This window comes from Sphingosinicella terrae (genome assembly GCF_003347635.1).
Classification (GTDB): domain Bacteria; phylum Pseudomonadota; class Alphaproteobacteria; order Sphingomonadales; family Sphingomonadaceae; genus Allosphingosinicella; species Allosphingosinicella terrae.
The window spans coordinates 38319-61975 of sequence record NZ_QDFY01000016.1 but is presented as its reverse complement, the minus strand read 5'-3'; the positions used below and the strand labels follow the sequence as shown (position 1 = coordinate 61975).

The following is a 23657-nucleotide window of genomic DNA, read 5'->3' as shown; positions in this document are numbered from 1 at the left end:
CCAGTCAATCCCGGCACCTGCGGCCGGGTCGGGACTCGGGCGACGGCCTCGCCCGGATCGGGATGCGGCGCTCAGGAAGGCACGAACTGGAAGACGTTGACGAGGGACGAGCTATCCCAAGGCGTCTGGGCACCGTCGGTCGTCTCGAGAACGGCTCGGCGCACGTTCCGGAAGACGCCTTCGATCGGCTGGCCCGGCCGCGCGATCTCCTCGATCAATGCGGCCGCAAACGGACTATGCGCTCCGGCACCGTCGGCGGCGACGGACCCGGGCGCCGTCGAGTAGGCGATGAAACTGCCGTTCGGGGCATCCATCTGGGACAGGCCGGCGCCACCGCTGCGGAAGCTGCGCGCCATCGGCAAGTTGCGGCACGCATCGAGGATGATGATGTTCGTCGCCGACCCGGCCTCCTCCATCTGGGCGAGCACCGCGTTAGCGGAGACGGCCTGGCCGACCAGATCGGCTTCGCGAGAGATCGCGGCGCCGATGGGGATCAGATAGTTTTCGCCGCGCGACTGCATGCCGTGACCAGCGAAATAGAACAGGCCTGTGCCCGTCCTGCCAGCCTGCCCCAGGCGGCCGCCGAAATCCTGGATCGCATCGTAGAGCGAGCGCTGGTCGGAATCGGTCATCAGGACGACATCGAAGCCGATCTGGCGCAGCTTCGCCGCCATAGCCCGGGCATCGTTGACCGGGTTCGGCAGATCGCCCATCGCTCCATAGGCGCCGATGCCCACGACCAGCGCGACGCGGGGCCCATCGGACTGGACTCGAGGCGGCGAGCCGCTGTCGGCGACGGCCTCCGAAGCACCCGCCTGCTGGCGCCTGATCGCCTCGGAATGGGCAGCCAGCCTCGCCTCGGCCATCTGCACGACCGTGCTGCCGCGGAAGCGCCCGAGTAGCTCGTCAAGGACCGCCCCCCTGTCCGAGGCTGCGGCGAGCGACTCCCGCGCCACACGGATCTCGGCGTCCGTCATCCGCCACTTGAACCAGTCATAGGGCGGATGCCGGGTCCATCGGCCATCCTCGAGATATTCGAAGACGTTCATGAAGACGGGTCCGAGCGCGCGGACCGTCTGCCGCTGGGAACGGTCGGCGCTATATTGGGTGATGGTGCCGTCGGGATTAACGACGTTCGCAGTGCGCCTGCCGTCGGGAAGCAGGCGCTCGATCGTCCCGTCCGGCTGCAGCGTCCACCGGAAGACCTCGCCGGTGGCCTCGTCCACTTCGATCATCGTACGCCCCGGCTCGTCCCAACGGTAAGAGACGATCTGGCTGTTCATGAGCTGCCACGCGCTCCCGGGAAGCGTGGCGAGCAGCCCCCAGGCCTGGCCATGTTCGGCGGCGAACCTTGCCGCCTCCGCCGAGGCCGGCGGCAACGGCTGTGCCCACGCCTCGGTGCCGATCGAGGCCGCTAGCAGGAAGAACTGGAAGCCATAAGCCGACCGAGCCATCAAGCGTCGCAAGTCCCCGCTCCCCCAAGTTCGGCCGACACTAGACCATCCCCCTGCGCGCCCGACAAGTCTCCAGGGTCCAAACGGATTCGCCGGGATCTAGACGAACACCGACCAGCCGGTTCGATCGACGAGGGCTTCCAGCGCCAGCGCGCCGACCGCGCTGGTGCCGGCCTCATTGAGGCCGGGCGACCAGACGGCGACCGATCCGTGGCCGGGCGCGATGGCGAGGATGCCGCCGCCGACGCCGCTCTTGCCGGGAAGGCCGACGCGGAACGCGAACTCGCCACTATTGTCGTAATGGCCGCACAGCATCATGACGCTGTTGATCCGCCGTGCCCGGTGCCAGGGCATCACCTCGCGCCCCGACACCGGATCGCGGCCATCGAAGGCGAGGAAGAGGCCCGCTCGCGCGAGCTGACGGCAGCTCATCGCCAGCGCACAGTGGCGGAAATAGGCGGAGAGCACCGTCTCGACGTCGTTGCCGAGGATGCCGAAGCTCTTCATGAACCAGGCGAGGCTGCGGTTGCGGGCGCCGGTGCGCGATTCCGATTCCGCCACCTCGGCATCCACCTCGATGCCCGGGTCCCCCGCCTGCGCGCGCAGGAAGTCGAGCAGTCGCGCGATCGCGGCATCGGCGCCGCCCTCGCCGATCAGCTGGTCGGTGACGACCATGGCGCCCGGATTGATGAGCGGATTGCGCGGCTTGCCCTGCTCGTGCTCGAGCTGGACGATCGAGTTGAAGGCGCTGCCCGAGGGCTCGCGCCCGACCCTGTCCCACAGGCCGCTGCCGACCCGCTCGAGCGCGAGGGCCAGGGTGAAGACCTTGGAGATGGACTGGATCGAGAATGGCAGGTCGCAATCGCCGGCGCCGTGGACACGCCCTTCGCGATCGGCGACGGCGATGGCGAAGTGCCGCGGATCGATGCGGGCCAGCGCCGGGATATAGTCCGCGATCTTCCCGGCCCCGCGATGCGGCTCCACGGCCGCCGCCACCTCCGCCAGAACCTCTTCCATCGCTCACCCCCGCACGCCTACGCACCCATAAGATGCCCGACCTTCGGCGTCGATGGGGCCTGCGTCCAACGCCTCGTCCCGCGACTCATGACAAGAAAGGACAGGACGTCTACTGCTTCGGGCCGCCTCTGACGGAGAAGCGCATGGATCCCTTGGTACGAAACAATGTCAAAGTCGCCGGCGGAGGGCAGCAGGCCATCATATTCGCCCACGGATTCGGCTGCGACCAGCATATGTGGCGCTATGTCGCGCCAGCCTTCGAGCCGACCCATCGGGTGGTGCTGTTCGACCATGTCGGCAATGGCGGATCCCATCTTGGAGCCTGGGACGCGGACAAATACGGATCGCTCGAGGGCTATGCGCAGGACGTGCTCGAGATCTGCCGCGCGCTGGAAATCCGGGACGCGGTGTTCGTCGGCCATTCGGTAAGCGCCATGATCGGCCTGATCGCCGCCAAGCGCGATCCCGGCGCCCTCTCTCGCCTCGTGCTGGTCGGCCCGTCCCCCTGCTACATCGACGACGGCGATTATGTCGGCGGCTTCGCCCGCGGCGACATCGAGGAGCTCCTCCAGTTCATGGACAGCAACTATCTCGGCTGGTCGAGCATGCTCGCGCCCCAGATCATGCGGAATGTCGATCGGCCGGAGCTGGCAGAGGAACTGACGAACAGCTTCTGCCGTACCGACCCCGAAATCGCCAAGCACTTCGCCAGGGTGACCTTCCTGTCGGACAATCGCGACGATCTCGAGGACGTGCGCACACCTTGTCTCATCCTTCAATGCTCGGATGACGTGATCGCTCCGGAGCCGGTCGGACGCTATGTCCAGAGCCGGCTGCCGGGCAGCGAGCTCGTGCTCATGAAGGCGACCGGCCATTGTCCCAATCTCAGCGCGCCGGAGGAGACCATCGCCGCAATCCGGCAATGGCTCTGACCGGCGACATGAGGCCGGGCCCTTCCCACCCGATGCTTCCGGACACGACAGAGCTCTACGAGGAAGCGCCGTGCGGATACCTGACGACCTTGCCGGACGGCGAGATCGCCCGGGTGAACCGGACCTTCCGGAGATGGACCGGCTATTCCGACGAGGAGCTGGTGGGACGGCGCTTTCGGTCTCTCCTCACCTTGCCGGGACAGATTTACCACGACACGCACTTCGCGCCGCTGCTGCAGATGCAGGGCGAGGTGAAGGAGATCGCCTTCGACATCGTCGTGGCCGGCGGCGAGCGGCTGCCGTCCCTGGTGAACATCACTCAAAGGCGGAATCCCGACGGGAGGCCGGCCTTCAACCTTGTCACCGTCTTCAACGCCAGCGACCGCCGCCGCTACGAAAAGGAGCTGCTCGCCGCGCGCGAAGCCGCCAGGGAGGCCGCCGAAGCCCTGCAGCAATTGAATCGCGAGCTTGCGGAGCGCGTTGCCGGGGAAGTCGATGAACGCCTTCGCGCCGAGGCAGCGCTGCGACAAGCCCAGAAAATGGAGGCGATCGGCCAACTGACGGGCGGAGTCGCCCACGACTTCAACAACCTGCTGACGGTCATCATCGGCAGTCTCGACGGCATGAACCGCCTCCTCCAGAAGATGCCCGAAACACCCGAGATCGCGCGCATCCGACGCTTCAGGGATGCCGCCTTCCAGGGCGCGGAGCGCGCCGCGACACTGACCTCGCGCCTGCTCGCGTTCGCGCGCCGGCAGCCGCTCGATCCGAAGCCGGTCGACGCGAACAAGCTCATCGCCGGCCTTTCAGACATGCTGCGGAGGACGCTGGGCGAGACGATCGCGCTCGAAACCGCCGCCGCGGCAGATCTGTGGAACGCCCACGCCGATCCGAACGAGCTCGAGCGCGCGATCGTCAATCTGGCGGTGAATGCGCGCGACGCCATGCCGGAAGGCGGCAAGCTCACGATCGAGACCGGCAACGTCCGGTTCGACGACACCTGTGTCGACGGCCCGGCGGAACCCGTTCCTTCCGGCCAATATGCGATGATCGCCGTTTCGGACAGCGGATGTGGCATGGATGCCGAGACGCTCCAGCACGTCTTCGAGCCGTTCTTCACGACCAAGGAAGCCGGCAAGGGAACCGGGCTCGGGCTCAGCCAGGTCTACGGCTTCGTCCGCCAGTCCGGCGGACATGTCCGCATCTACAGCGAGCCGGGGCTCGGAACGACGGTGAAGCTCTATCTGCCCCGTCACATGGAGGCGGCGGCCGTCGAGGCCGCGACGGCACCCCGTCCCACGCGCGTCGCCGGCGGAGATGAGACGATTCTCGTCGTCGAGGACCATGACGAGCTACGCGAGCTTTCGCGCGGCATCCTCGTCGAGCTCGGCTATGATGTGCTGGAAGCGCATGACGGGCCGTCGGCGCTGGACCGGCTCCGCGACCGGCCGGATATCGACCTCCTGTTCACCGACGTCGTGCTTCCCGGCGGAATGAACGGCCGGGAGCTGGCCGACGCCGCCCGCAGGATCGCGCCGGACCTGAAGCTCCTCTACACGACCGGCTATACGCGCAACGCCATCGTCCACAACGGTCGCCTCGACCCCGGCGTGGCGCTCATCAACAAGCCCTTCACCTACCATGGGCTGGCGGCCAAGATACGCCAGGTGCTCGACGGGACGGGCTGAACGGGGCCATACCGGCGACGCCGATCTACCGGCGGTCTGATCGGACCGGGGCATTTCCGAAGCGGCGCGGCGCGGCATCCAACGGCGGCACGAAGCCCAGCAGCAGGCGCGGGCCAGACCCCGGAATGATGGATGCCCCGCGTGGATTCGAACCACGATTGACGGAGTCAGAGTCCGTAGTCTTACCATTAGACGACGGGGCAGCGAGGGCCGCGAGATAGGAAGGCCGGCGGACGCTGTCAACGCCGGTCTCGCCGCGCTGCCGCTTCCGCAATTTCCCCCGTCCCGGGCTGCGCTTGCCGCATTTTGCGCCTTCGTATAGAAAGGTCTCAAGTCAATGGGCGGCTCCGGCTGCCTGAAACGAAAAGAATAAGAGAAGTCCGGTCATGCCGCAGCAAGCCGCAATGGCTCCGCAAGCGCCGGCTCAGGATCCGGTGTCGGCGGAATTCCCCCCGCCCCGCCCCCGCGCCCAGCGTCACACCTATGGCGCCATCGATCTCGGCACCAACAATTGCCGGCTTCTGGTGGCGCGCCCCTGCGAGAGCGGGTTCACCGTCATCGACGCCTTTTCGCGAGTCGTCCGGCTCGGCGAGGGCATGGCGACCAGCGGCAAGATCAGCGAAGCGGCTCAGGACCGCGCGGTGGCGGCGCTCTCCGTCTGCGCCGAGAAGCTGAAGCGGCGCCGGGTCAGCCTCGCCCGATCGGTCGCGACCGAGGCCTGCCGACGCGCGGTCAACGGCCGCCAGTTCGTCGAGCGCGTCCGGCGCGAGACCGGCATCTGCCTCGACATCATCTCGCCCGAGGAGGAGGCCAGGCTGGCCATGCTCGGCTGCCATCGGCTGCTCGAGCCGGGCGACGGGCCCGCTCTGATCTTCGACATTGGCGGCGGATCGACCGAGCTGGTGCTGATCGACACGGACGGCGGCGAGCCCAGGATCAAATGCTGGTGGAGCGCGCCCTGGGGAGTCTATTCGCTGACCGAGAGCGAGGGCCGCGACTTTCCCAACCGCGAGGAGCGGCTCGCCGCCTATGTGCGCATGCGCGAGCGCGTCCGCCACGCCTTCCGCCGCTTTTCCGAGCTGCTCCCGGCGAGCAAGGAGGACATCAGGCTGATGGGGACGAGCGGCACCGTCACCACGCTTGCCAGCGTCTATCTCGCTCTGCCCAGCTACGACCGGCGCGCCGTCGACGGCCTGAGAATGCCCGCCGCCGCCATGCGCGAGATCAGCGAGATGCTCTCGGGCATGAGCCACGAGGAGCGCTCGCGCTTTCCCTGCATCGGTCACGAGCGCGCCGACCTGGTCGTCGCCGGCTGCGCCATCCTCGAGGCGATAATGGACATCTGGCCGGCGGAGATGCTCGGCGTCGCCGACCGCGGCATTCGCGAGGGGATATTGCGCTCGCTCATGGCGCGCGACGGCCATCCGATCTGAAGCGATGACTCGATCGGGATCAGGGCCGCGGACTCGGGTGCGCACGGCGAAGGGACGGCGGCTGAGCTCGACGCGCTGGCTCGAGCGGCAGCTCAACGACCCCTATGTGCGCCGGGCCAAGGCGGAGGGCTATCGATCGCGCGCCGCCTACAAGCTGATCGAGCTGGACGAGAGATTCGGCTTCCTCAAGGGGGTGAGGAAGGTGGTCGACCTCGGCATCGCGCCCGGCGGCTGGACCCAGGTGGTGCGCCACCAGGCGCCGCAGGCGTCGGTGGTGGGCATCGACCTGCTGCCGACCGATCCGATCGACGGCGCCGAGATCATGCAGTTGGACTTCATGGACGAGGCCGCGCCCGAGCGGCTCAAGGCCGCGCTCGGCGGGCCGGTCGACCTCGTCCTCTCGGACATGGCCGCCAACACCGTCGGCCATCCGCAGACCGATCATCTGCGGACGATGGGCCTGGTCGAGGCCGCGCTCGAATTCGCCGGCGAGGTGCTCCGGCCGGGCGGCGCCTTCGTCGCCAAGGTGCTCGCCGGCGGCGCGGATTCGACCCTGGTGGCCGAATTGAAGCGCCGCTTCGCCACGGTGAAGCATGCCAAGCCGCCGGCGAGCCGCAAGGGATCGTCGGAATGGTATGTGGTGGCGCAGGGATTCAAGGGGTGATTGGGGACTGGGGGCTGGGGGCTGGGGACTGGTAGAACAGGAACCTATCCCAGTCCCCAGTCCCCAGTCCCCAGTCCCCAGTCCCCAGTCCCCAGTCCCCAGTCCCTAGCTCTCCCGCGCGGCCTCCACCGCTTCCTTGAGCGCCTCGTAGCCGACCGCTCCCTGCAGCACCCGATCGCCGATGACGAAGGTGGGCGTGCCGCTGGCACCGATGGCCCGGCCGATCTCGAAATTGCGCTGGAGCTCGGCCCGCGCCTCGTCGGTGAGCTCGGCGCCGGCCACGCCCACGGCCTGGATGGCGGCGGCGATCGCCGGCTCGGTCGGGCGGCCGGCGGCGAAGAGTCGGTCGTGGAAGGGCTTGAACCGCCCGGCGCGGGCGGCGGCGAGGCTGGCAATGGCCGCCTGCTCGCTGGCCGGCCCGAGCACCGGATATTCCCGCCAGACCACCTTGAGCCGCGGATCCTCGCGCAGCAGCCGCTCGACGTCCGCATTGGAGGCGCGGCAGAAGCCGCAGGCATAATCGAAGAACTCGACGAGGACGACGTCGCCATCGGCCGCGCCGGCCCAGGCGCCGTGATAGGGCCGCTCGATCAGGGCACGGTTGCGGCCCACCGCCTCTGCGGCCTCGCGCGCCCGCAACCGCTCCATCGCCTCCGGCAGGATCTCCGGATTCTCGAGCAGGTAGCTGCGCACGAAATAGCCGTTGGCGAGCAGCATCGCGCCGGCGCCGATCAGGATCCCGACGAGGGCGCCGACGAGCGCGAGCTTCCACCCGCCCCGGGGCGGTGCCTGGTCATTGGCCATCAGCGGTTCCGACGCCTCTGCTCCTGGACCTGGCTGCGCGAAACCATCGCGATGTCCTGGGCGCGGATCCAGTCGGGACTATGGACCGGCAGGCCCATCAGAGCCTGCTCCGCGCTGGTGAGCGCGAGCTGGGGCTGGCCGGTGAGGTTGTAGCGCTCGGCGGTGGCGAGCGCGGCGCGGGCATGGTCGCCCTCGCGATCGTAGACGATGCCGAGCTGGTACCAGGCGAAGGGATTGTCGTTGTCGCGCTGGACGGCGACCCGGAGCACCCGCTTCGCCTCCTCGAAATTCTCCGGATCCTCGGTCGAGATCAAGGCATGGCCGAACAAGGCGGAGATCAGGGGCTGGTCCGGGACCCGGGTCGCCGCCTCGCGGAGCGATTGCAGCGCCTCCTCGGGATGGCCCGATTCGAGCAGGATCTGGCCCTTCAATTCGAGGAAATAGGGGTCTTGCGGGTGCGCCTGGAGCAGCGAATCCGCCTCGGCCAGGGCGCGGTCGGGATGGGCGGACCGGTGCCAGGCATAAGCCCGGGCATAGCGGGCCGGCACCGAGCGGTCGCTTTCCGGATAGAGCGTCATCACCCGGCGCGGATCCTCGACATAGCCGAGCAGCTTCGCCTTCACCCGCTGGAAGCGCTCCTCGAGCGACGGCGGCGTCGGCCGCTCCCAGGCCGGGTCGTTCTGATAGACGTTCGACAGGACGGCGATGCGCTCGCGGTTCAGCGGGTGGGTGCGCGCATAGCCATTGTCCTGCGGGATGTTCATGCGGAATTCGAGATTCTGCAGCCGCTCGAAGAAAGCGAGGCTGCCGCGTCCGCTGATCCCGGCGCGGCTTAGGTAGCTGGCGCCGGCGGCGTCGGCGGAGGATTCCTGGGTACGGCTGAAGGCGAGGAAGCGGCCCATCGCCGCCTGCTGGCCGGCGGCGAGCACGCCCATGCCCGCCTCGCCGGCGCCGGCGGCCATTGCGGCGGCGCCGAGGATCAGCGACAGGATCATGATCCCGGTCGCCTGCTGCACCCCCTCCTGCAGCCGGATGATATGGCCGCCGGTGACGTGGCCGAGCTCGTGGGCGATGACGCCCTGCACCTCGTTGGCATTGTCGGCCGAGGTGAACAGGCCGGAATGGATGTAGACGATCTGGCCGCCGGCGACGAAGGCGTTGATCTCCTGGTCGTGGATCAGGACGATGCGGACGTTGCCGGGCTCGAGCCCCGCCGCTTCGATCAGCGGCCGCGACATGTCGTTCAGCAAAGTCTCCGTCTCGGCATCGCGCAGGATCGACTGGGCGAGCGCGGGCCGGACGGCGGCGGTGAAGGACAGCGCCAGCAGCATCAGCAGCCGCGCCACGAGCCAGAGTGGCCGGCGCGGATTCCTGAAAGCTTCAGCCATGTCCGGCGCTATCCTTCCCGCCGCCTGAACCCGACCTGAAGTGGCCGGGCCCGGGCGGCCGCCCGTTCAGGCCCCAAAGGTCCGCTGCCACCAGCCGCGGCGCGGCGGACCGGCATCGCCCTCGGACTCGCCTTCGGCCGGCACCTGATCCGCCGATTCAGGCTCGGCGGCGGGCTCCGGCGCGGCCGGAGGCGCTTCGGGCTCGGCGGCAGCCGCGGCTGCCGTCTTGCGCGGACGACGCGTGCGCCGCGCCGGCGGCGCGGCATCGTTGGCCGCCTCCGGCGCGCGCGCCGGCTCGTCGGCAGCGGCTTCGGGCTCGGCCGGAGCGGGTGCGGCCGGCTCGGCCGGCGCGGGTTCCGCCGCCTCGGGCTCAGGCTCGGCCTTGCGGCGGCGGCTGCGCTTCGGCTTGGCCGGCGCGTCCGCAACGGGCTCGCTCGCCGCCGCTTCGGCGGGCATCGGCTCGGCCTCGGCGGGCGCGGCCACCGTCTCGGCAGGCTCGGTCACGGCCTCGGCGGCGTCGACCGCCGGCTCGCCGCGCTTGCGCGCGCGGGGACGGCGGCGGCCCTTGCGCGCCGGCTCGGCATCCTCGCCGCTAGCGGGCGGCTCGGCCTCGGCCTCGGTCTCCGGCTGCGCCTCGGGCTCGGCGGTCTCGACCTGGACGTCCTCGCCTTCGCTCTCGCGCTCGGCTTCGCCCTCGGGCTCGCCTTCCCGCTCGCGGCGGCGGCCGCCCCGGCGGCCGCGGCGGCGGCGGCGGCGGCGCCCTTCACGCTCCTCGCGGGCCTCGCGGCTTTCGCGGCTTTCGGGGCCGCGGGCGCGGGGCTCGGCCTCGTCCTCCTCCGCTTCCTCTTCCTCCTCGATCTCTTCTTCCTCGGGGAGATCCTCTTCCTCATCCTCTTCGGCGAGGGCTGCGACCGGCGCCGGACGCGGCCGCTCGGCCGGCGGCGGGCCGAGCGATTCGACGGCCATGCGGGCGCCTTCGAAGCTCTCCTCGATCAGCACCTCGATGGCGACGCCATAACGGTGCTCGACGTCGATGATCTCGTCGCGCTTGCGGTTGAGCAGGTAGATGGCGGCCTCCCGGCCGGCGCGCAGGACGATGCGGGAGCCGCGGCCGCGGGCGGCCTCGTCCTCGAGCATGCGCAGCGCCGACAGGCCCGCCGAGGAGGCGGTGCGCATGAGGCCGGTGCCCTCGCAATGGACGCACGGCCGGGTCGACGCCTCGAGCACGCCGGTGCGCAGCCGCTGCCGGCTCATCTCGAGCAGGCCGAAGGAGGAGATGCGGCCGACCTGGATGCGGGCGCGATCGTTCTTCAGCGCCTCCTTCATCGCTTTCTCGACCTTGCGGATGTGGCCGCTCGATTCCATGTCGATGAAGTCGATGACGACGAGCCCGGCCATGTCGCGCAAGCGCAGCTGACGGGCGATCTCGTGCGCCGCCTCGAGATTGGTCTGGAAGGCGGTCTGCTCGATATTGTGCTCGCGCGTCGAGCGGCCGGAATTGATGTCGATCGAGACGAGCGCCTCGGTCGGGTTGATGACGACGTAGCCGCCGGACTTCAGCTGGACGACCGGCTGGTACATGGCCGAGAGCTGGTCCTCGGCGCCGTAGCGCTGGAACAAAGGCACCGGATCGACATATTGCTTCACCCGCCGGACGTGGCTGGGCATGAGCAGCTTCATGAAGGAGCGGGCGTGGCGATAGCCCTCGTCGCCCTCGACGATGACCTCGTCGATGTCGCGATTGTAGAGATCGCGGATGGCGCGCTTGATGAGGTCGCTATCCTGGTAGATGAGCGCCGGCGCCGACGATCCGAGCGTCTTCTCCCGGATCTCGTCCCAGAGGCGGGCGAGATAGTCGAAGTCGCGCTTGATCTCGGGCTTGGTCCGCGAAAGCCCGGCAGTGCGCACGATCAGCCCCATCGTCGACGGGAGCTTGAGATCGGCCATGATCTGCTTCAGCCGCTTGCGATCCGATCCGTTCGAGATCTTCCGGCTGATGCCGCCGCCATGGCTGGTGTTCGGCATCAGCACGCAATAGCGGCCGGCCAGGCTGAGATAGGTGGTCAGCGCCGCGCCCTTGTTGCCGCGCTCCTCCTTGACGACCTGGACGAGCAGCACCTGGCGGCGGCGGATGACGTCCTGGATCTTGTAGCGGCGGCGCAGCGCCTGGCGCTTGCGGCGCAGCGTCTCGGCAGCGCTTTCCTCGGAGCCGGTCTCGGCCTCTTCCGCAGAGGCGCGCGGCGTATCCGAATCCTCCTCATCCTCCTCGGCGGACATCGGCTCGTCGTCGACCTCGACGACGCCGCCTTCGCCCTCCTCGTCGCGATCATATTCGGCCGCGCGCAGGCGCGCTTCCTCGGCCGCATGCTCCGCTTCCTCGCGCAGCAGCGCCTCGCGATCCTCCTTCGGGATCTGATAATAATCGGGATGGATTTCGGAGAAGGCCAGGAAGCCGTGGCGATTGCCGCCATAGTCGACGAAGGCCGCCTGCAAAGACGGCTCGACCCGCGTCACCTTGGCTAGATAGATATTCCCCTTGAGCTGCTTGTGCTCGGCGGATTCGAAGTCAAACTCCTCGATCCGGCTTCCCTTCAGCACGGCCACCCTGGTCTCTTCCGGGTGGCGCGCGTCGATCAACATGCGCATGGTCATCAATGTCACTCCACGCGCCGGCCGCTCGCCTTGGCCTGCGGCGACCCGCGCGTTCGAAAATGGACGGCCGCGCGGCGAAATCCGGCCGCGCGCCATGTGTCCGGGTTGAAAGATAAAGCGTCGCCTCTGCTGCCTGCGGCAGGCCGGTCGCCTGCGTCGCTCGCTGTGCCGGCCGCACGTCGAACGCGCTTCCACCAGGATGGTGGCGCGTCGTCGTGACGGAGGGATACCACATGCAGCGTCAACCTAATTGGCCGGGTCGGTAGCCGGCGAATTCGCATCGCGGCAGACAGGATTCCGGCGCGATAGAGTGCTGCTAGCACCGAGCGTGTCAGGCGGCAACCGCCGCGCCGCGGAAAAGGGCGCATTTTGCTGGACCCGGCGCGCGCCGCCACGGCAGGAAGGCGCATGACCTGGCTGCTCGTCATCCTCGCATCGCTGCTGCGCCTGCCGCTGCCCGTCATCGCGGACGGCGGGCCGGCCGGCGAGGCCGGTCCCGGCGGCGGCATCGTCATCCCGCTCTCTCCTTCCGCGGGCGGCGCCGAGGACGGGCCGCTGCCGTCGGTCACGCCCGCGCGCGGCGCCGATCCGCCGCTGGTCGTGATCGACCCCGGCCATGGCGGGCGCGACCCCGGAGCTTCGTCGCCCGTCGCCGATATCCGCGAGAAGGACGTCACCCTCGCGCTGGCCCGGGCGATGCGCGACGCGCTCGCCCGTTCGGGCCGGGTGCGGGTGGCGCTCACCCGCGACGAGGACGTCTATCTCGGGCTCCCCGATCGCTACGCGGTTGCGCGCCGGCTCGGCGCCGACCTGTTCATCTCGGTCCATGCCGACGCCGCGCCGGCCAACGACCAGGCCCGCGGCGCCACCATCTACACGCTGTCCGAGGTCGCTTCGGACCGCGAGGCGGCGGCGCTCGCCGCCCGCGAGAACGAGGCGGACCTGATCGGCGGCGCCCGCCTCAGTCCCGATCCGGACGTCAATCTCATCCTCATCGACCTGGCCCAGCGCGAGAGCATGGACGTGTCGGCGGAGTTCGCACGGCTGCTCCATCGCGAGGCATCGCCGGTCTTTCCGTTCCGGCCCGACTGGCACCGCTTCGCCGCCTTCATCGTCCTCAAGGCGCCGGACATCCCGTCGATCCTGTTCGAATCGGGCTATCTCACCAACGCCGTCGACGCCGAATATGTGCGCTCCGAGACGGGCCGGGAGCAGATCGCCGAGGGCATGCGCCGTGCGATCGAGGCGCATTTCGCCCGGCGCTTCCTGCCGGGGCGCTGACGCCGGCAGCCACGCCCCGCGCCACGATCCGCCGCACGGCGCTTCACGCGTGGCGCCCGTTCCGCTAGAGCCCCGCCAGATGACTGCGGAACAAGGTTCGGAGCGTATCACCCTGAGGCGCGACGCCGGCGGCTTCGGCGGCGCGCTCTCGTCGTTCCGCGACTTCGCGCGACGCGCCTGGCGGCGGCGCTGGGTAAAGGTGCTGGCGGTGCTGCTGGCGCTGCCGATCCTCGCTTATCTCATCCTCTGGCTGATCTTCGCGCGCGACCTGCCCTCGGCCGAATCGCTGCTCACCTACGAGCCGGTGCTGCCGACCTACGTCCGCGACATCGAAGGCGCGCCGGTGCAGAGCTTCGCGCGCGAGCGGCGCGTCCAGCTCGCCTATGAGGAATTTCCGACGCTGCTGATCAACGCCTTCCTGGCCGCCGAGGACCGGACGTTCTTCGAACATGAGGGTATCGACTATCCCGGCGTCGCCGGCGCGGTGATCGACTATGTCGCCAAGTCGGGCAGCGGCGAGCGCGCCCGCGGCGGATCGACGATCACCCAGCAGGTCGCGAAGATCTTCTTCACCGGCGACGAATATTCGGTCACGCGCAAGATCCGCGAGGCCTTCCTCGCCCGGCGGATCGAATCGGTTCTGTCGAAGGAGCAGATCCTCGAGCTCTATCTCAACCAGATCTTCCTCGGCCGGAACGCCTATGGCGTGCAGGCGGCGGCCCGCGCCTATTTCGGCAAGGATGTCCGCGACCTTACTTTGGCGGAAGCCGCCTATCTCGCCGTGCTTCCCAAGGCTCCGTCCAACTACGATCCGGTCCGTCGGCACGATCGCGCGCTCGAGCGGCGCAACTGGGTCCTGGGCGAGATGCTCCGCAACAATTTCGTCGAGCGGCCCCAATATGAGGAGGCGGTCCGCCAGCCGCTCGTCACCGTCCGCGGCGGCAGCGCAGACACCGTCAGCAATGTCGGCGGCTATTTCATGGAAGAGGTGCGCCGCAACCTGATCGAGCGCTACGGAGACACCGCCGACGACGGCCCCAACAGCATCTATGCCGGCGGACTGTGGGTGCGCACCTCCTACGACCCCGTCATGCAGCAGGCGGCGGAGACGGCGCTGCGCGACGGCCTCACCCGGTACGAGCGCGGCCGCGGCTGGCGCGATCCCGGTATTTCGATCGACATGTCGCGCGACTGGCGCTCGCAGCTGGCGATCGCCCAGTTCGGCGCCGGCTACGACGATTGGCGCGAAGCCGTGGTCATCTCCAAGGAAGGGAGCCAGGCGACGATCGGCTTCGCCGACGGCAGCACCGGCACCCTTCCGGCCTCGCTCGCCTCGATGCCGCGGCGCGGCACCGGCGAGCCCGCGTTCAGCGCGCTGCGGCCGGGCGCGATCATCGCCGTCGAGCGGGAGGGCAGCGACTGGGCGCTGCGGTCGATCCCGGAAGTGTCCGGCGGCATCGTCGTCGAGGAAGTGGCCTCCGGCCGGATACGGGCGATGCAGGGCGGCTTCGACCTTCGCCTGTCCGACTTCAACCGCGCGACCCAGGCGCAGCGCCAGCCGGGATCGACCTTCAAGCCGATCGTCTACGCCGCCGCGCTCGACAACGGCATGACCCCGGCAACCCTGATCCCGGATGCGCCCTTCTGCACCAACCAGGGCACGCCGACCGCGAAGTGCTTCCGCAACTTCTCGGGCGGCTATGCCGGGCCGCAGACGATGCGCTGGGGTCTCGAGCAGTCGCGCAACCTGATGACCGTCCGCACCGCCAACCAGATCGGCATGGACCAGGTCGTGCGCCAGGCGCGGGCGCTCGGCGTCGGCGACTATTCCCGAATCCCCTATCTGCCGGTCTCGCTCGGCGCCGGCGAGACCACCGTGATGGCGATGACCAACGCCTTCGCCACCTTCGCCAATCAGGGCCGGGCGCTGACTCCGACGCTGATCGATTATGTGCAGGACCGGCGGGGCCGGGTGATCTGGCGCGCGGACACCCGCCCCTGCGACGGCTGCAACGCGCCGGACTGGAACGGACGGCCGATGCCTCGCCCGCCGCTGCGCACCCGGCAGGTCGTCGATCCGCTCACCGCCTATCAGGTCGTCCACATGCTCGAGGGCGTCGTCCAGCGCGGCACGGCGACGAGCCTGAGGGAGCTCGAGCGGCCGCTGTTCGGCAAGACCGGAACGACCAGCGGCCCGACCGACGTCTGGTTCGTCGGCGGATCCCAGCAGATCGTCGCCGGCGTCTATATGGGCTTCGACCAGCCGCGTCCGATGGGCGGCTATGCGCAAGGGGGCACGCTCGCCGCGCCGATCTTCCGCCAGTTCGCCCGAATCGCCTTCGAAGGCATGCCGGTCATTCCGTTCCGCGCGCCGCAGGGGATCCGGATGGTCCGCATCGACCGCCGCTCCGGCCGGCGCGTCTATGGCGAATGGCCGGGCACCGACCCGCGCGCCGCGGTGATCTGGGAGGCGTTCAAGCCCGAGAGCGAGCCGCGGCGGACGGTCACCCGCGACGAGATCGACTATGCCGCCCAGGCCCGGGCGCGGCCGGCCGCGCGCCGGACGGAGCAGGCGCGCGACAGCGAATTCTTGCAAAGAGAGGGCGGGATTTACTAGCTTTGCCGCAGGCACGGCGTGTCCCGGCGAAAGCCGGGATCCAGCTCGACAGACAATCCCTGGGCCCCGGCCGTCGCCGGGGTGCAGGCTCTTGGAGACCCATTTTATGCGCGCCGAAGCGCAATCCTCGATCGACCAGATCAGGTCGGCCCTCGACCTGCTGCGCCGGTTCCTCGACTGGGACCGCGCGCTGCGCCGTCTCGACGAGCTCAACGCCCGGGTCGAGGATCCGACCCTGTGGGACGATCCCAAGGCCGCGCAGGAAGTGATGCGCGAGCGCCGCCGGCTGGACGAGGCCATCGGCAACACCCGCGCGATCGAGAAGGAGCTAGGCGACACGGTCGAGCTCATGGAGATGGCCGAGGCCGAGGGCGACGAGTCCCTGGTCGACGACGCCGTGGCGGCGCTGGCGGCGCTCGCCGAGCGCGCCGAGCGCGACAAGGTCGCGGCCCTGCTCGCCGGCGAGGCCGACGCCAACGACACCTATATCGAGGTCAATGCCGGCGCCGGGGGCACCGAGAGCCAGGATTGGGCCGAGATGCTCCAGCGCATGTACACGCGCTGGGCGGAGCGGCACGGCATGAAGGTCGAGCTGGTCGACTATCATGCCGGCGAGCAGGCCGGCATCAAGTCCGCCACGCTGCTGGTCAAGGGCGAGAATGCCTATGGCTATGCCAAGACCGAGAGCGGCGTCCATCGGCTGGTGCGGATCAGCCCCTACGATTCCAACGCCCGCCGCCACACCAGCTTCTCGAGCGTCTGGGTCTATCCGGTGATCGACGACGATATCGACATCGAGGTCAACGAGACCGACCTCAAGATCGACACCTACCGCTCGTCCGGCGCCGGCGGACAGCATGTCAACACGACCGACAGCGCCGTCCGCATCACCCACCTGCCGTCGGGGATCATCGTCGCCTGCCAGAACCAGCGCTCGCAGCACAAGAACCGGGCCGAGGCGATGAAGATGCTGAAGGCGCGGCTCTACGAGGCCGAGTTGCAGCGGCGCGAGGCCGAGGCGAGCGCTCAGCATGCCGCCAAGAGCGACATCGGCTGGGGCCACCAGATCCGCTCCTACGTGCTGCAGCCCTATCAGTTGGTGAAGGACCTCCGCACCGGAATCACCTCGACGGCACCGGCGGACGTGCTCGACGGCGATCTCGACCGCTTCATGGCCGCCGCCTTGTCGCAGCGCGTGACCGGCGAGAAGGTCGACGTGGAAGATGTCGACTGAGCCCGAAGCACCTTCGCCGGTGAGGACGCTTTCCCGCCGGAAGGCTTACGCGCCCCTGCGCCGCTTCCTCCTCCCCTGCCTGGTGCCGGTGCTCCTGCTCGGCGCCTGCCGGGAGCAGCCGGAGGCGCAGACGACCTTTCCGGATCCGCGCCGGCCGGTCGCGCCGATCGTCTCCTCGCGCTATCTCAACGAGGATGCGCGCGACAGCGTCGGCGAGTTCGAGACGGTGGTCCGTCTTGCCGACATCCGCCCCGGAATGTCGGTCGCCGACATCGGTGCGGGCGAAGGCTATTACACCGTCCGGCTGTCGCCGATGGTGGGCGAGGACGGCCGCGTGCTGGCCGAGGACATCGTCCCCGAGACGATCCAGGAGCTGGCGCGGCGAGTCCAGAACGAGCGGCTCGACAATGTCGCGCTGAAGCTCGGCTTGCCCAACGATCCGCAACTGCCCGATGCCTCGTTCGACCGGGTGCTGCTCATCCACATGTATCACGAGATCGCGCGGCCGAGCGAGTTCCTCTGGCACCTCCACGACGACCTCAAGCCCGGCGGATCGATCGTCGTCGTCGATGCCGACCGCCCGACCGACCGCCATGGCACGCCGCCGCGCCTGCTGGTTTGCGAGTTCAACGCCGTCGGCTACGAGCTCGAGCGTTTCGAGCGGCTGCCCGATTCCGAATCCTATTTCGCCTCGTTCAAGCCGATCGGGCCCAAGCCCGAGCCCGAGACGATTCCCCAATGCGGCGCCTGAGCCCGATAAGGGTGGAACGGCCTGCGCCGCCGGGCCATAAGCTCGCCTCATGCGCGCCTATCTCGACCTCCTCCGGCTGATCCTCGACGACGGCGTCCGCCAGCAGGACAGGACCGGTGTCGGCACGCTCAGCGTCTTCGGCCATCAGCTGCGATTCGACCTGGCGAAGGGCTTCCCGCTGCTCACCACCAAGAAGCTGCATATCCGCTCGATCATCGTCGAATTGCTCTGGTTCCTGCGCGGCGACACCAATGTGCGCTGGCTGCGGGACCGCAAGGTGAGCATCTGGGACGAATGGGCCGACGAGAATGGCGATCTCGGCCCCGTCTACGGCAAGCAGTGGCGCCGCTGGCAGGCGGCCGACGGGCGGGAGATCGACCAGATCGCCGAGCTGGTCGACCTGATCAAGCGGGATCCGGGATCGCGCCGCCAGATCGTCACCGCCTGGAACCCGGCCGAGATCGGCCAGATGGCACTCGCCCCCTGCCACTGCCTGTTCCAGACCCAGGTCGCCGGCGGGCGGCTCAACCTCCAGCTCTACCAGCGCAGCGCCGACGTCTTCCTGGGCGTGCCGTTCAACATCGCGAGCTATGCCCTGCTCACCCACATGCTGGCGCAGCAATGCGGGCTCGAGCCCGGCATCTTCGTCTGGACCGGGGGCGACTGCCACCTCTATCTCAACCATCTCGACCAGGCGCGCGAGCAACTGACCCGCGATCCGCGGCCGCTGCCGAAGCTCACCCTCCTTCGCCGACCCGGCGCGATCGACCAGTACGAGCCGGAGGATTTCGAGATCGGCGGCTACGAGCCCCATCCCCATATCAAGGCGCAAGTCGCCGTCTGACGCGACAGCGGCGTCAACCGACGGGAGACCGCGTCACGAAGCGCGCCAGGCCTCGCTCGAATATTCCATATAAGTCGCCGTCGCCGCCGCCGCGGCGACCCCGAAATAGCGGCTCACCACATGAAGCGCGAGGTCGATGCCGGAGGTCAGCCCGCCTGCGGTGGCGATACGGCCGCTGTCGATGAAGCGCGGTCCCCGGCGCAGGTCGAGACCGGGAAACTCCCGCGCAAAGCTGTCCCAGAAATCGTGGTGCGTGGTGACGGGATAGCCCTCGAGCAGTCCTGCCCTGGCGAGCTGGAAGGCACCGGTGCAGACCGACAAGGTGATGTCGGCGCCACGGCTCGCCTCCCGAAGCCAGGCGAGCGAGGCCTCCGATCCGCGATGCGCGGGAACGACGATGACATGGGGCTGCGGCGCCGCGGCGAAGCTGAAATGCGCCCGGGTATGGAATCCGCCCGTCATCCGCCGCTCCTCCAGGTCCGGCGCCACGGTGAACAGCTCGAACGGCATCCGCATCTCCGAACCCGAGCCGGCATGACTGTCCTGGAACACCTCCCAGGGCCCGGCCGTGTCGATCATGTTGGTGCCCTCGCCGAGCAGGAAGGCGACCCGCACCGTCTCCCGCGCCGGCAACGCGAACCGGTCCTGCACCAGTGCCAGAGCGCGCGAACCGGCCAGCGCCAGCGCGGCACCGCCCAGACTGCCCTTGATCAGATCCCGTCGGTTCATGATCCCTCTCCTTCCGAGCGAAGCTACGGCGGAGTTGGAATGTCCGGAATGACAAGGTGGAGGCAGATTCTGCCATCCTCCTTGACCGTCGCGAAAGGCGCGCCACTATCCCGGCGTGAGGCCCGAAGCGCAGAGCGACCGTCCCGGTTCCCCGCGGCACGTGGCGATGCTCGTCTATCGCGACGCGCAGATGCTCGACGTCGCCGGACCGCTCGAGATCTTCTCGCGCGCGTCGCGATTCGTCCACGAGCGCGGCGGCGGCACGCCTCCCTACCGTGTGGAGATCGTCGCCAAGCAGGCCGGGCCGGTGGCGATGTCCAGCGGGCTCGAGATGGTCGCCGCCCGCGCCATTGACGAGATCGACCGCGTCGACACCCTGCTGATCGCCGGTGGGATCGGGTTCGCCGAAGCGATGGCCGATGGCGAGCTGGTCCCGTGGGTGGCGCGGCAGGCGAAGATTGCGCGCCGCACTGCCGCCGTCTGCACGGGCAGCTTCCTGCTCGCCGCCGCCGGACTCCTCGAAAATCGCAAGGTGACGACGCACTGGGCCTATTGCGACCGGCTGGCGCGGGCCGAGCCGCGATGCGAGGTCGCGGCCGATGCCATCTTCGTCCGCGACGGCGCCCTCTATTCCTCGGCCGGGGTCACTGCCGGCATGGATCTCGCTTTGGCCCTCGTCGAGGAGGATCTCGGGCCGGCGCTCGCGCTGATGGTCGCCCAGGCGCTGGTCATGTATGTCCGCCGCCCAGGCGGCCAGACCCAGTTCAGCCGCCAGCTCGAGGCGCAGCAAAGGGACGATCGCTTCGGCCGCCTTCACTTGTGGATGATGGAGAATCTCGCCGCGACCCTGAGGGTCGAGGACCTCGCGCGCCAAGCCGGCATGAGCCCGCGCCACTTCGCCCGGTGCTTCAGCGACCGCATGGGCCGGACGCCGGCCGACTACCTGGCCCGGCTCCGCCTCGACCATGCCCGCCGTCGGATCGAAGATGGCGGCGGCAATCTCAAGGAGGTGGCCAGATCGAGCGGATTCGGGACGGAGCAGACGATGCGGCGGGCCTTCCTGCGCGAGCTGGGGATCGCCCCCGCCGACTATCGGGAGCGCTTCGTTAGATGACGGGCTTGCGTCGACCCGCGCGAGCGCCGATGGCGCCGGCATGAGCCGGTCCCCGGAAATCGTCTTCTATCTCGCCCGCGCGACCAATGGCGTCATCGGCAAGGACGGCCGGCTTCCCTGGCACCTGTCCGCGGACCTCAAGCGGTACAAGACGTTGACGATGGGCAAGCCGATGGTGATGGGCCGCCGCACCTTCGAGAGCTTCGGCGGCCCCCTGCCCGGCCGCCGCCATATCGTGCTGACGCGATCGCCGGACTGGCGGGCCGAGGGCGCCGAAACGGTCCATGACAGGGATGCCGCCATCGCTCTGGCGGGAGACGTCCCGGAAATCGCGATCGTCGGCGGAACCGAGATATTCCGCCTCTTCCTCGACGAAGCCGACCGCATCGAGCTGACCGAGGTTCATCTCGACGCCGAAGGCGACACATTCATGCCGGCTTTCGACCCGAAAGGATGGCGGGAAAGCTGGCGGGAGGACCATCCCGCCGAGGACGGGCGCCCGGCCTTCAGCTTTGTCCGGCTGGTGCGGCGAGACCCCCGGAGCGACGCTCCGCGATAGCCTGGGATTGGAGCACGCGCCCGTCCGAGCCAAGCCGGTGCAGATAGGCCTGACGCTCGGCGGTCCCCGGCGCGAACCCGCGCAGGACGCGCATCTGCGCCCGCGTCAGCCGGAAACGCTGATAGCCCCTCGCGGATAGGCAGGAATCGACCACTTCCTGCAGCTGCTCGACGACATCGACGCGCGCGGCGTGGCGGTACCCTTCCACATAGGTGGTCGAATAGATCGGGACGCGGCCCGGGGTCAGGCTGGTCCAGACGGCGGCCGGAATCACCGCGACGCCGGCGCCGACGCTTGCGGCCGCCGGCCCATAAGGCCGCATCGCCACTTCGACGCCATAAGCGCGGTTGCCGCACTCCAGCGCATCGGCGCGATATTGATCGAAGGATACCCCTTCGCGTCCCCAGCTTTCGTCGCTGCGCTTGCCGGCGGCAAGTGCCGGGTTCGCGACGAGGGAAAATAGAGCAAAGCCGACCACTGCGAGACGAGGATTCATGGCGCGTCCTCCGGTGATGCTCCTCTGGACATAGTCCAAAGCGCCCTTCCGCTCAATCTCGCGAGCCGCCGCCCCGGGCGTCCATTGTCGGCCGGACCGTCCTTTCCTATAGCCGGTGGCCATGGAGCGCCTGAACGGGGGCTCGGCGGTTCCGGCCCCGTATCGCGGCGGCATCGTCGCGCTCGGCAATTTCGACGGATTCCATCGCGGCCATCAAGCGGTGGTGGGCCGCGCCGTCAGCCGCGCCCGGCTCGAGGGCAAACCCGCTCTCGTCGCCACCTTCGATCCTCATCCGATGCGATTCTTCCGGCCGGACAGCCCGTGGTTCCGGCTGACGACGCTCGAGCAGCGCGAGCGGCTGCTGCTCGCCGCCGGCGTCGACGCGATGCTCGTTTTCCAGTTCGACGCCGATTTCGCCCAGGTGACGGCGCCGGATTTCGTCACCGAATGGCTGGCGCGCCGGCTCGGCGCCTCCGGGGTCGTCACCGGCGAGGACTTCACCTTCGGCCGGGCGCGGGGCGGCGACGTCACCTTGCTCAAGATGCTCGGCCAGGGACATCGCCTGTCGGTCGAGGCGGTGGCGCCGGTGCTCGACGAGGAGGAGCCCATCTCCTCGACCCGGATACGAGACGCGCTTCGCGACGGCGACTGCGAGACGGCGACGCGGCTGCTCACCCGCCCCTTCACCATCGAGGGCGTCGTCGAGCCCGGCGACCGGCGAGGCCGCGCGCTCGGCTATCCGACCGCGAACCTGTCGCTCGGCAATTACCTGCGGCCGCGATTCGGCATCTATGCGGTGCGCGGCCGGCTGATCGGGTCCGGGAAGGTGCTGGACGGGGTCGCCAATCTCGGCGTGCGACCGATGTTCGATCCGCCGCGCGAGCTGCTCGAGCCGCATTTCTTCGACTTTGACGGCGATCTCTATGGCCAGGAGATCGCGGTGGAGCTGATCTCCTTCATCCGCGACGAGCGCGTCTTCGACGGGACGGAGGCCCTGGTCGCCCAGATGGACCTGGACAGCCAGGAGGCGCGGCGGCGGCTGGCCGGGTGAGGGTCCGGTCGGTCGCGCTGGCGCTGGTGGCGGCCGCGGCCGTCGGCCTGTCGCTGGTCAACGCGTCCTGGATCGCACCGGCGCCGGAAGGACGGCTCACCCTCGTCGCCCATCGCGGCATCGCCCAGCCGCTCGAGCGGCCGCACGCGCCGGGATGCTCCGCGCGCCGCGTCGCCGATTTCGGGCACAATTATATCGAGAACACGCTCTTCTCGATGCAGGGCGCGATCGCCCATGGCGCGCGCGGCTTCCTGCTCGATGTCCGGACCAGCGCCGACGGTCATGCCGTCATCTTCCGCGATGAGACGCTCGAATGCCGCACCGACGGCGTCGGCCGTGTCCGCGACCGGATCCTCCCTTATCTGAAGACGCTGGACGTCGGCTTCGGCTACAGCAGCGACGGCCGCACCTTCCCGCTCCGCGGCCGCGGCGTCGGCGCGATGCCGGCCGCGGCCGAGCTGATCCGCGCATTTCCCCGCGAAACGCTCATCTTCACTCTCGGCGAGCCCGCGGATGCCGCCTCGATCGTGGCGGCGTTCCGAGCCGCGGGCGTCGCCATCGGTGCGCAGCACGGATTTGCCGGCCATCCGGCCGCCCTCGAGCGGCTGCGCCAGCTCACGCCCGGGGGATGGGTGCTCGACCGCGCCGCCAGCCAGGCATGCCTGTCCGACTATCGCCGCTCCGGCTGGACCAGCCTGGTGCCGGAAAGCTGCCGGGGCGCGACGCTGCTGCTGCCGCGCCGCGGCGGCCTCACCTTGTGGGGCTGGCCCTATCGCTTCCTCGATCGGATGGCCGGCGTCGACGCGCGGCTGCTCATCGCCGGCGACAGCCGTCGGGCCCTGGTCGGGCTCGACCGGCCGGAGCAGCTCGGCGAGGTGCCGCGCGACTATCGCGGGCTGCTGCTGGTCGAGGACATGTGGAATGTCGGCCGCGCGCTCGACTGACTCGG

20 protein-coding genes and 1 tRNA gene are annotated in these 23657 nt (G+C 69.2%); 13 read left to right on the top strand and 8 right to left on the bottom strand.

Annotated features, from left to right (window positions below; translation table 11 throughout):
* Positions 1–71 precede the first annotated feature (71 nt).
* Both DDE10_RS20965 and DDE10_RS20960 read right to left on the bottom strand, forming a co-directional pair.
* Positions 72–1466, bottom strand: a complete 1395-nt coding sequence (locus DDE10_RS20965; RefSeq protein ID WP_162806770.1) for a caspase family protein — start codon at positions 1464–1466, stop codon at positions 72–74.
* An 87-nt stretch (positions 1467–1553) separates the two neighbouring features.
* Positions 1554–2471, bottom strand: a complete 918-nt coding sequence (locus tag DDE10_RS20960; RefSeq protein ID WP_114954754.1) for a glutaminase — start codon at positions 2469–2471, stop codon at positions 1554–1556.
* Positions 2472–2614: 143 nt separating this feature from the next.
* Between DDE10_RS20960 and DDE10_RS20955 the strand changes: the two genes are divergently transcribed.
* Together DDE10_RS20955 and DDE10_RS20950 are read left to right on the top strand one after the other, a co-directional pair.
* Positions 2615–3403: an alpha/beta fold hydrolase gene (locus DDE10_RS20955; RefSeq protein WP_114954753.1), complete on the top strand. Its 789-nt coding sequence runs from the start codon at positions 2615–2617 to the stop codon at positions 3401–3403.
* Complete coding sequence (locus DDE10_RS20950) at positions 3346–5091, top strand: ATP-binding protein (RefSeq protein WP_284734803.1); 1746 nt, start codon at positions 3346–3348, stop codon at positions 5089–5091. Before DDE10_RS20955 ends, DDE10_RS20950 begins: the two co-directional genes overlap by 58 nt.
* Positions 5092–5220: 129 nt before the next feature.
* On the opposite strand, the gene DDE10_RS20945 is transcribed toward DDE10_RS20950, so the two are convergent.
* Positions 5221–5294 (bottom strand) — tRNA-Gln (locus DDE10_RS20945).
* A 201-nt stretch (positions 5295–5495) separates the two neighbouring features.
* On the opposite strand from DDE10_RS20945, the gene DDE10_RS20940 reads away from it, so the two are divergent.
* Together DDE10_RS20940 and DDE10_RS20935 are read left to right on the top strand one after the other, a co-directional pair.
* Entirely contained in the window at positions 5496–6524 is a 1029-nt protein-coding gene (locus tag DDE10_RS20940; RefSeq protein WP_432653747.1) for a Ppx/GppA phosphatase family protein, read from the top strand.
* A 4-nt stretch (positions 6525–6528) separates the two neighbouring features.
* Entirely contained in the window at positions 6529–7188 is a 660-nt protein-coding gene (locus DDE10_RS20935; RefSeq protein ID WP_114954750.1) for an RlmE family RNA methyltransferase, read from the top strand.
* 105 nt (positions 7189–7293) lie between these two features.
* Here the strand turns inward: DDE10_RS20935 and DDE10_RS20930 are convergent, their stop codons facing one another.
* The 3 genes from DDE10_RS20930 to DDE10_RS20920 all read right to left on the bottom strand — a co-directional run bounded on the left by DDE10_RS20930 (position 7294) and on the right by DDE10_RS20920 (position 12032).
* On the bottom strand, positions 7294–7992 hold the full coding sequence (locus tag DDE10_RS20930) for a DsbA family protein (protein ID WP_114954749.1): 699 nt from the start codon (positions 7990–7992) through the stop codon (positions 7294–7296).
* Positions 7992–9380 carry a M48 family metalloprotease gene (locus DDE10_RS20925; RefSeq protein ID WP_114954748.1) on the bottom strand — a complete coding sequence of 463 codons (1389 nt, stop codon included), beginning with the start codon at positions 9378–9380 and terminating at the stop codon, positions 7992–7994. The genes DDE10_RS20930 and DDE10_RS20925 overlap by 1 nt, the downstream gene beginning before the upstream one ends.
* A gap of 66 nt (positions 9381–9446) precedes the next feature.
* Positions 9447–12032, bottom strand: a complete 2586-nt coding sequence (locus tag DDE10_RS20920; RefSeq protein ID WP_284734802.1) for an Rne/Rng family ribonuclease — start codon at positions 12030–12032, stop codon at positions 9447–9449.
* Positions 12033–12440: 408 nt separating this feature from the next.
* Between DDE10_RS20920 and DDE10_RS20915 the strand changes: the two genes are divergently transcribed.
* The 5 genes from DDE10_RS20915 (at position 12441) to DDE10_RS20895 (ending at position 18759) form a co-directional block, all read left to right on the top strand.
* Positions 12441–13313, top strand: coding sequence for an N-acetylmuramoyl-L-alanine amidase (locus tag DDE10_RS20915; RefSeq protein WP_114954747.1), 873 nt, complete (start codon positions 12441–12443; stop codon positions 13311–13313).
* Between the two features lie 79 nt (positions 13314–13392).
* Complete coding sequence (locus DDE10_RS20910) at positions 13393–15930, top strand: penicillin-binding protein 1A (protein ID WP_114954746.1); 2538 nt, start codon at positions 13393–13395, stop codon at positions 15928–15930.
* Positions 15931–16036: 106 nt separating this feature from the next.
* Positions 16037–17164 carry a peptide chain release factor 2 gene (gene prfB, locus DDE10_RS20905; protein ID WP_114954745.1) on the top strand — a complete coding sequence of 376 codons (1128 nt, stop codon included), beginning with the start codon at positions 16037–16039 and terminating at the stop codon, positions 17162–17164.
* Between the two features lie 19 nt (positions 17165–17183).
* Positions 17184–17915, top strand: a complete 732-nt coding sequence (locus tag DDE10_RS20900) for a class I SAM-dependent methyltransferase (protein ID WP_349356551.1) — start codon at positions 17184–17186, stop codon at positions 17913–17915.
* Between the two features lie 49 nt (positions 17916–17964).
* Positions 17965–18759 carry a thymidylate synthase gene (locus DDE10_RS20895; RefSeq protein ID WP_114954743.1) on the top strand — a complete coding sequence of 265 codons (795 nt, stop codon included), beginning with the start codon at positions 17965–17967 and terminating at the stop codon, positions 18757–18759.
* A 33-nt stretch (positions 18760–18792) separates the two neighbouring features.
* Here the strand turns inward: DDE10_RS20895 and DDE10_RS20890 are convergent, their stop codons facing one another.
* On the bottom strand, positions 18793–19488 hold the full coding sequence (locus DDE10_RS20890) for a DJ-1/PfpI family protein (RefSeq protein WP_114954742.1): 696 nt from the start codon (positions 19486–19488) through the stop codon (positions 18793–18795).
* Positions 19489–19603: 115 nt separating this feature from the next.
* Between DDE10_RS20890 and DDE10_RS20885 the strand changes: the two genes are divergently transcribed.
* Positions 19604–20602 (top strand): GlxA family transcriptional regulator, encoded by a 999-nt coding sequence (locus DDE10_RS20885; protein WP_284734801.1) that lies wholly within the window; start codon positions 19604–19606, stop codon positions 20600–20602.
* 40 nt (positions 20603–20642) lie between these two features.
* A complete protein-coding gene (locus tag DDE10_RS20880) occupies positions 20643–21161 on the top strand; it encodes a dihydrofolate reductase (RefSeq protein ID WP_114954740.1) in 519 nt (172 codons plus the stop codon).
* Here DDE10_RS20880 and DDE10_RS20875 read toward each other — a convergent pair.
* On the bottom strand, positions 21109–21657 hold the full coding sequence (locus DDE10_RS20875) for a hypothetical protein (RefSeq protein WP_162806769.1): 549 nt from the start codon (positions 21655–21657) through the stop codon (positions 21109–21111). The two genes, DDE10_RS20880 and DDE10_RS20875, sit on opposite strands and share 53 nt — an antisense overlap.
* A 121-nt stretch (positions 21658–21778) precedes the next feature.
* Here DDE10_RS20875 and DDE10_RS20870 point away from each other — a divergent pair, with 121 nt between their 5' ends.
* On the top strand, positions 21779–22708 hold the full coding sequence (locus DDE10_RS20870) for a bifunctional riboflavin kinase/FAD synthetase (RefSeq protein WP_114954738.1): 930 nt from the start codon (positions 21779–21781) through the stop codon (positions 22706–22708).
* Positions 22705–23652: a glycerophosphodiester phosphodiesterase family protein gene (locus tag DDE10_RS20865; protein ID WP_114954737.1), complete on the top strand. Its 948-nt coding sequence runs from the start codon at positions 22705–22707 to the stop codon at positions 23650–23652. Before DDE10_RS20870 ends, DDE10_RS20865 begins: the two co-directional genes overlap by 4 nt.
* The last annotated feature ends 5 nt before the right edge of the window (positions 23653–23657 follow it).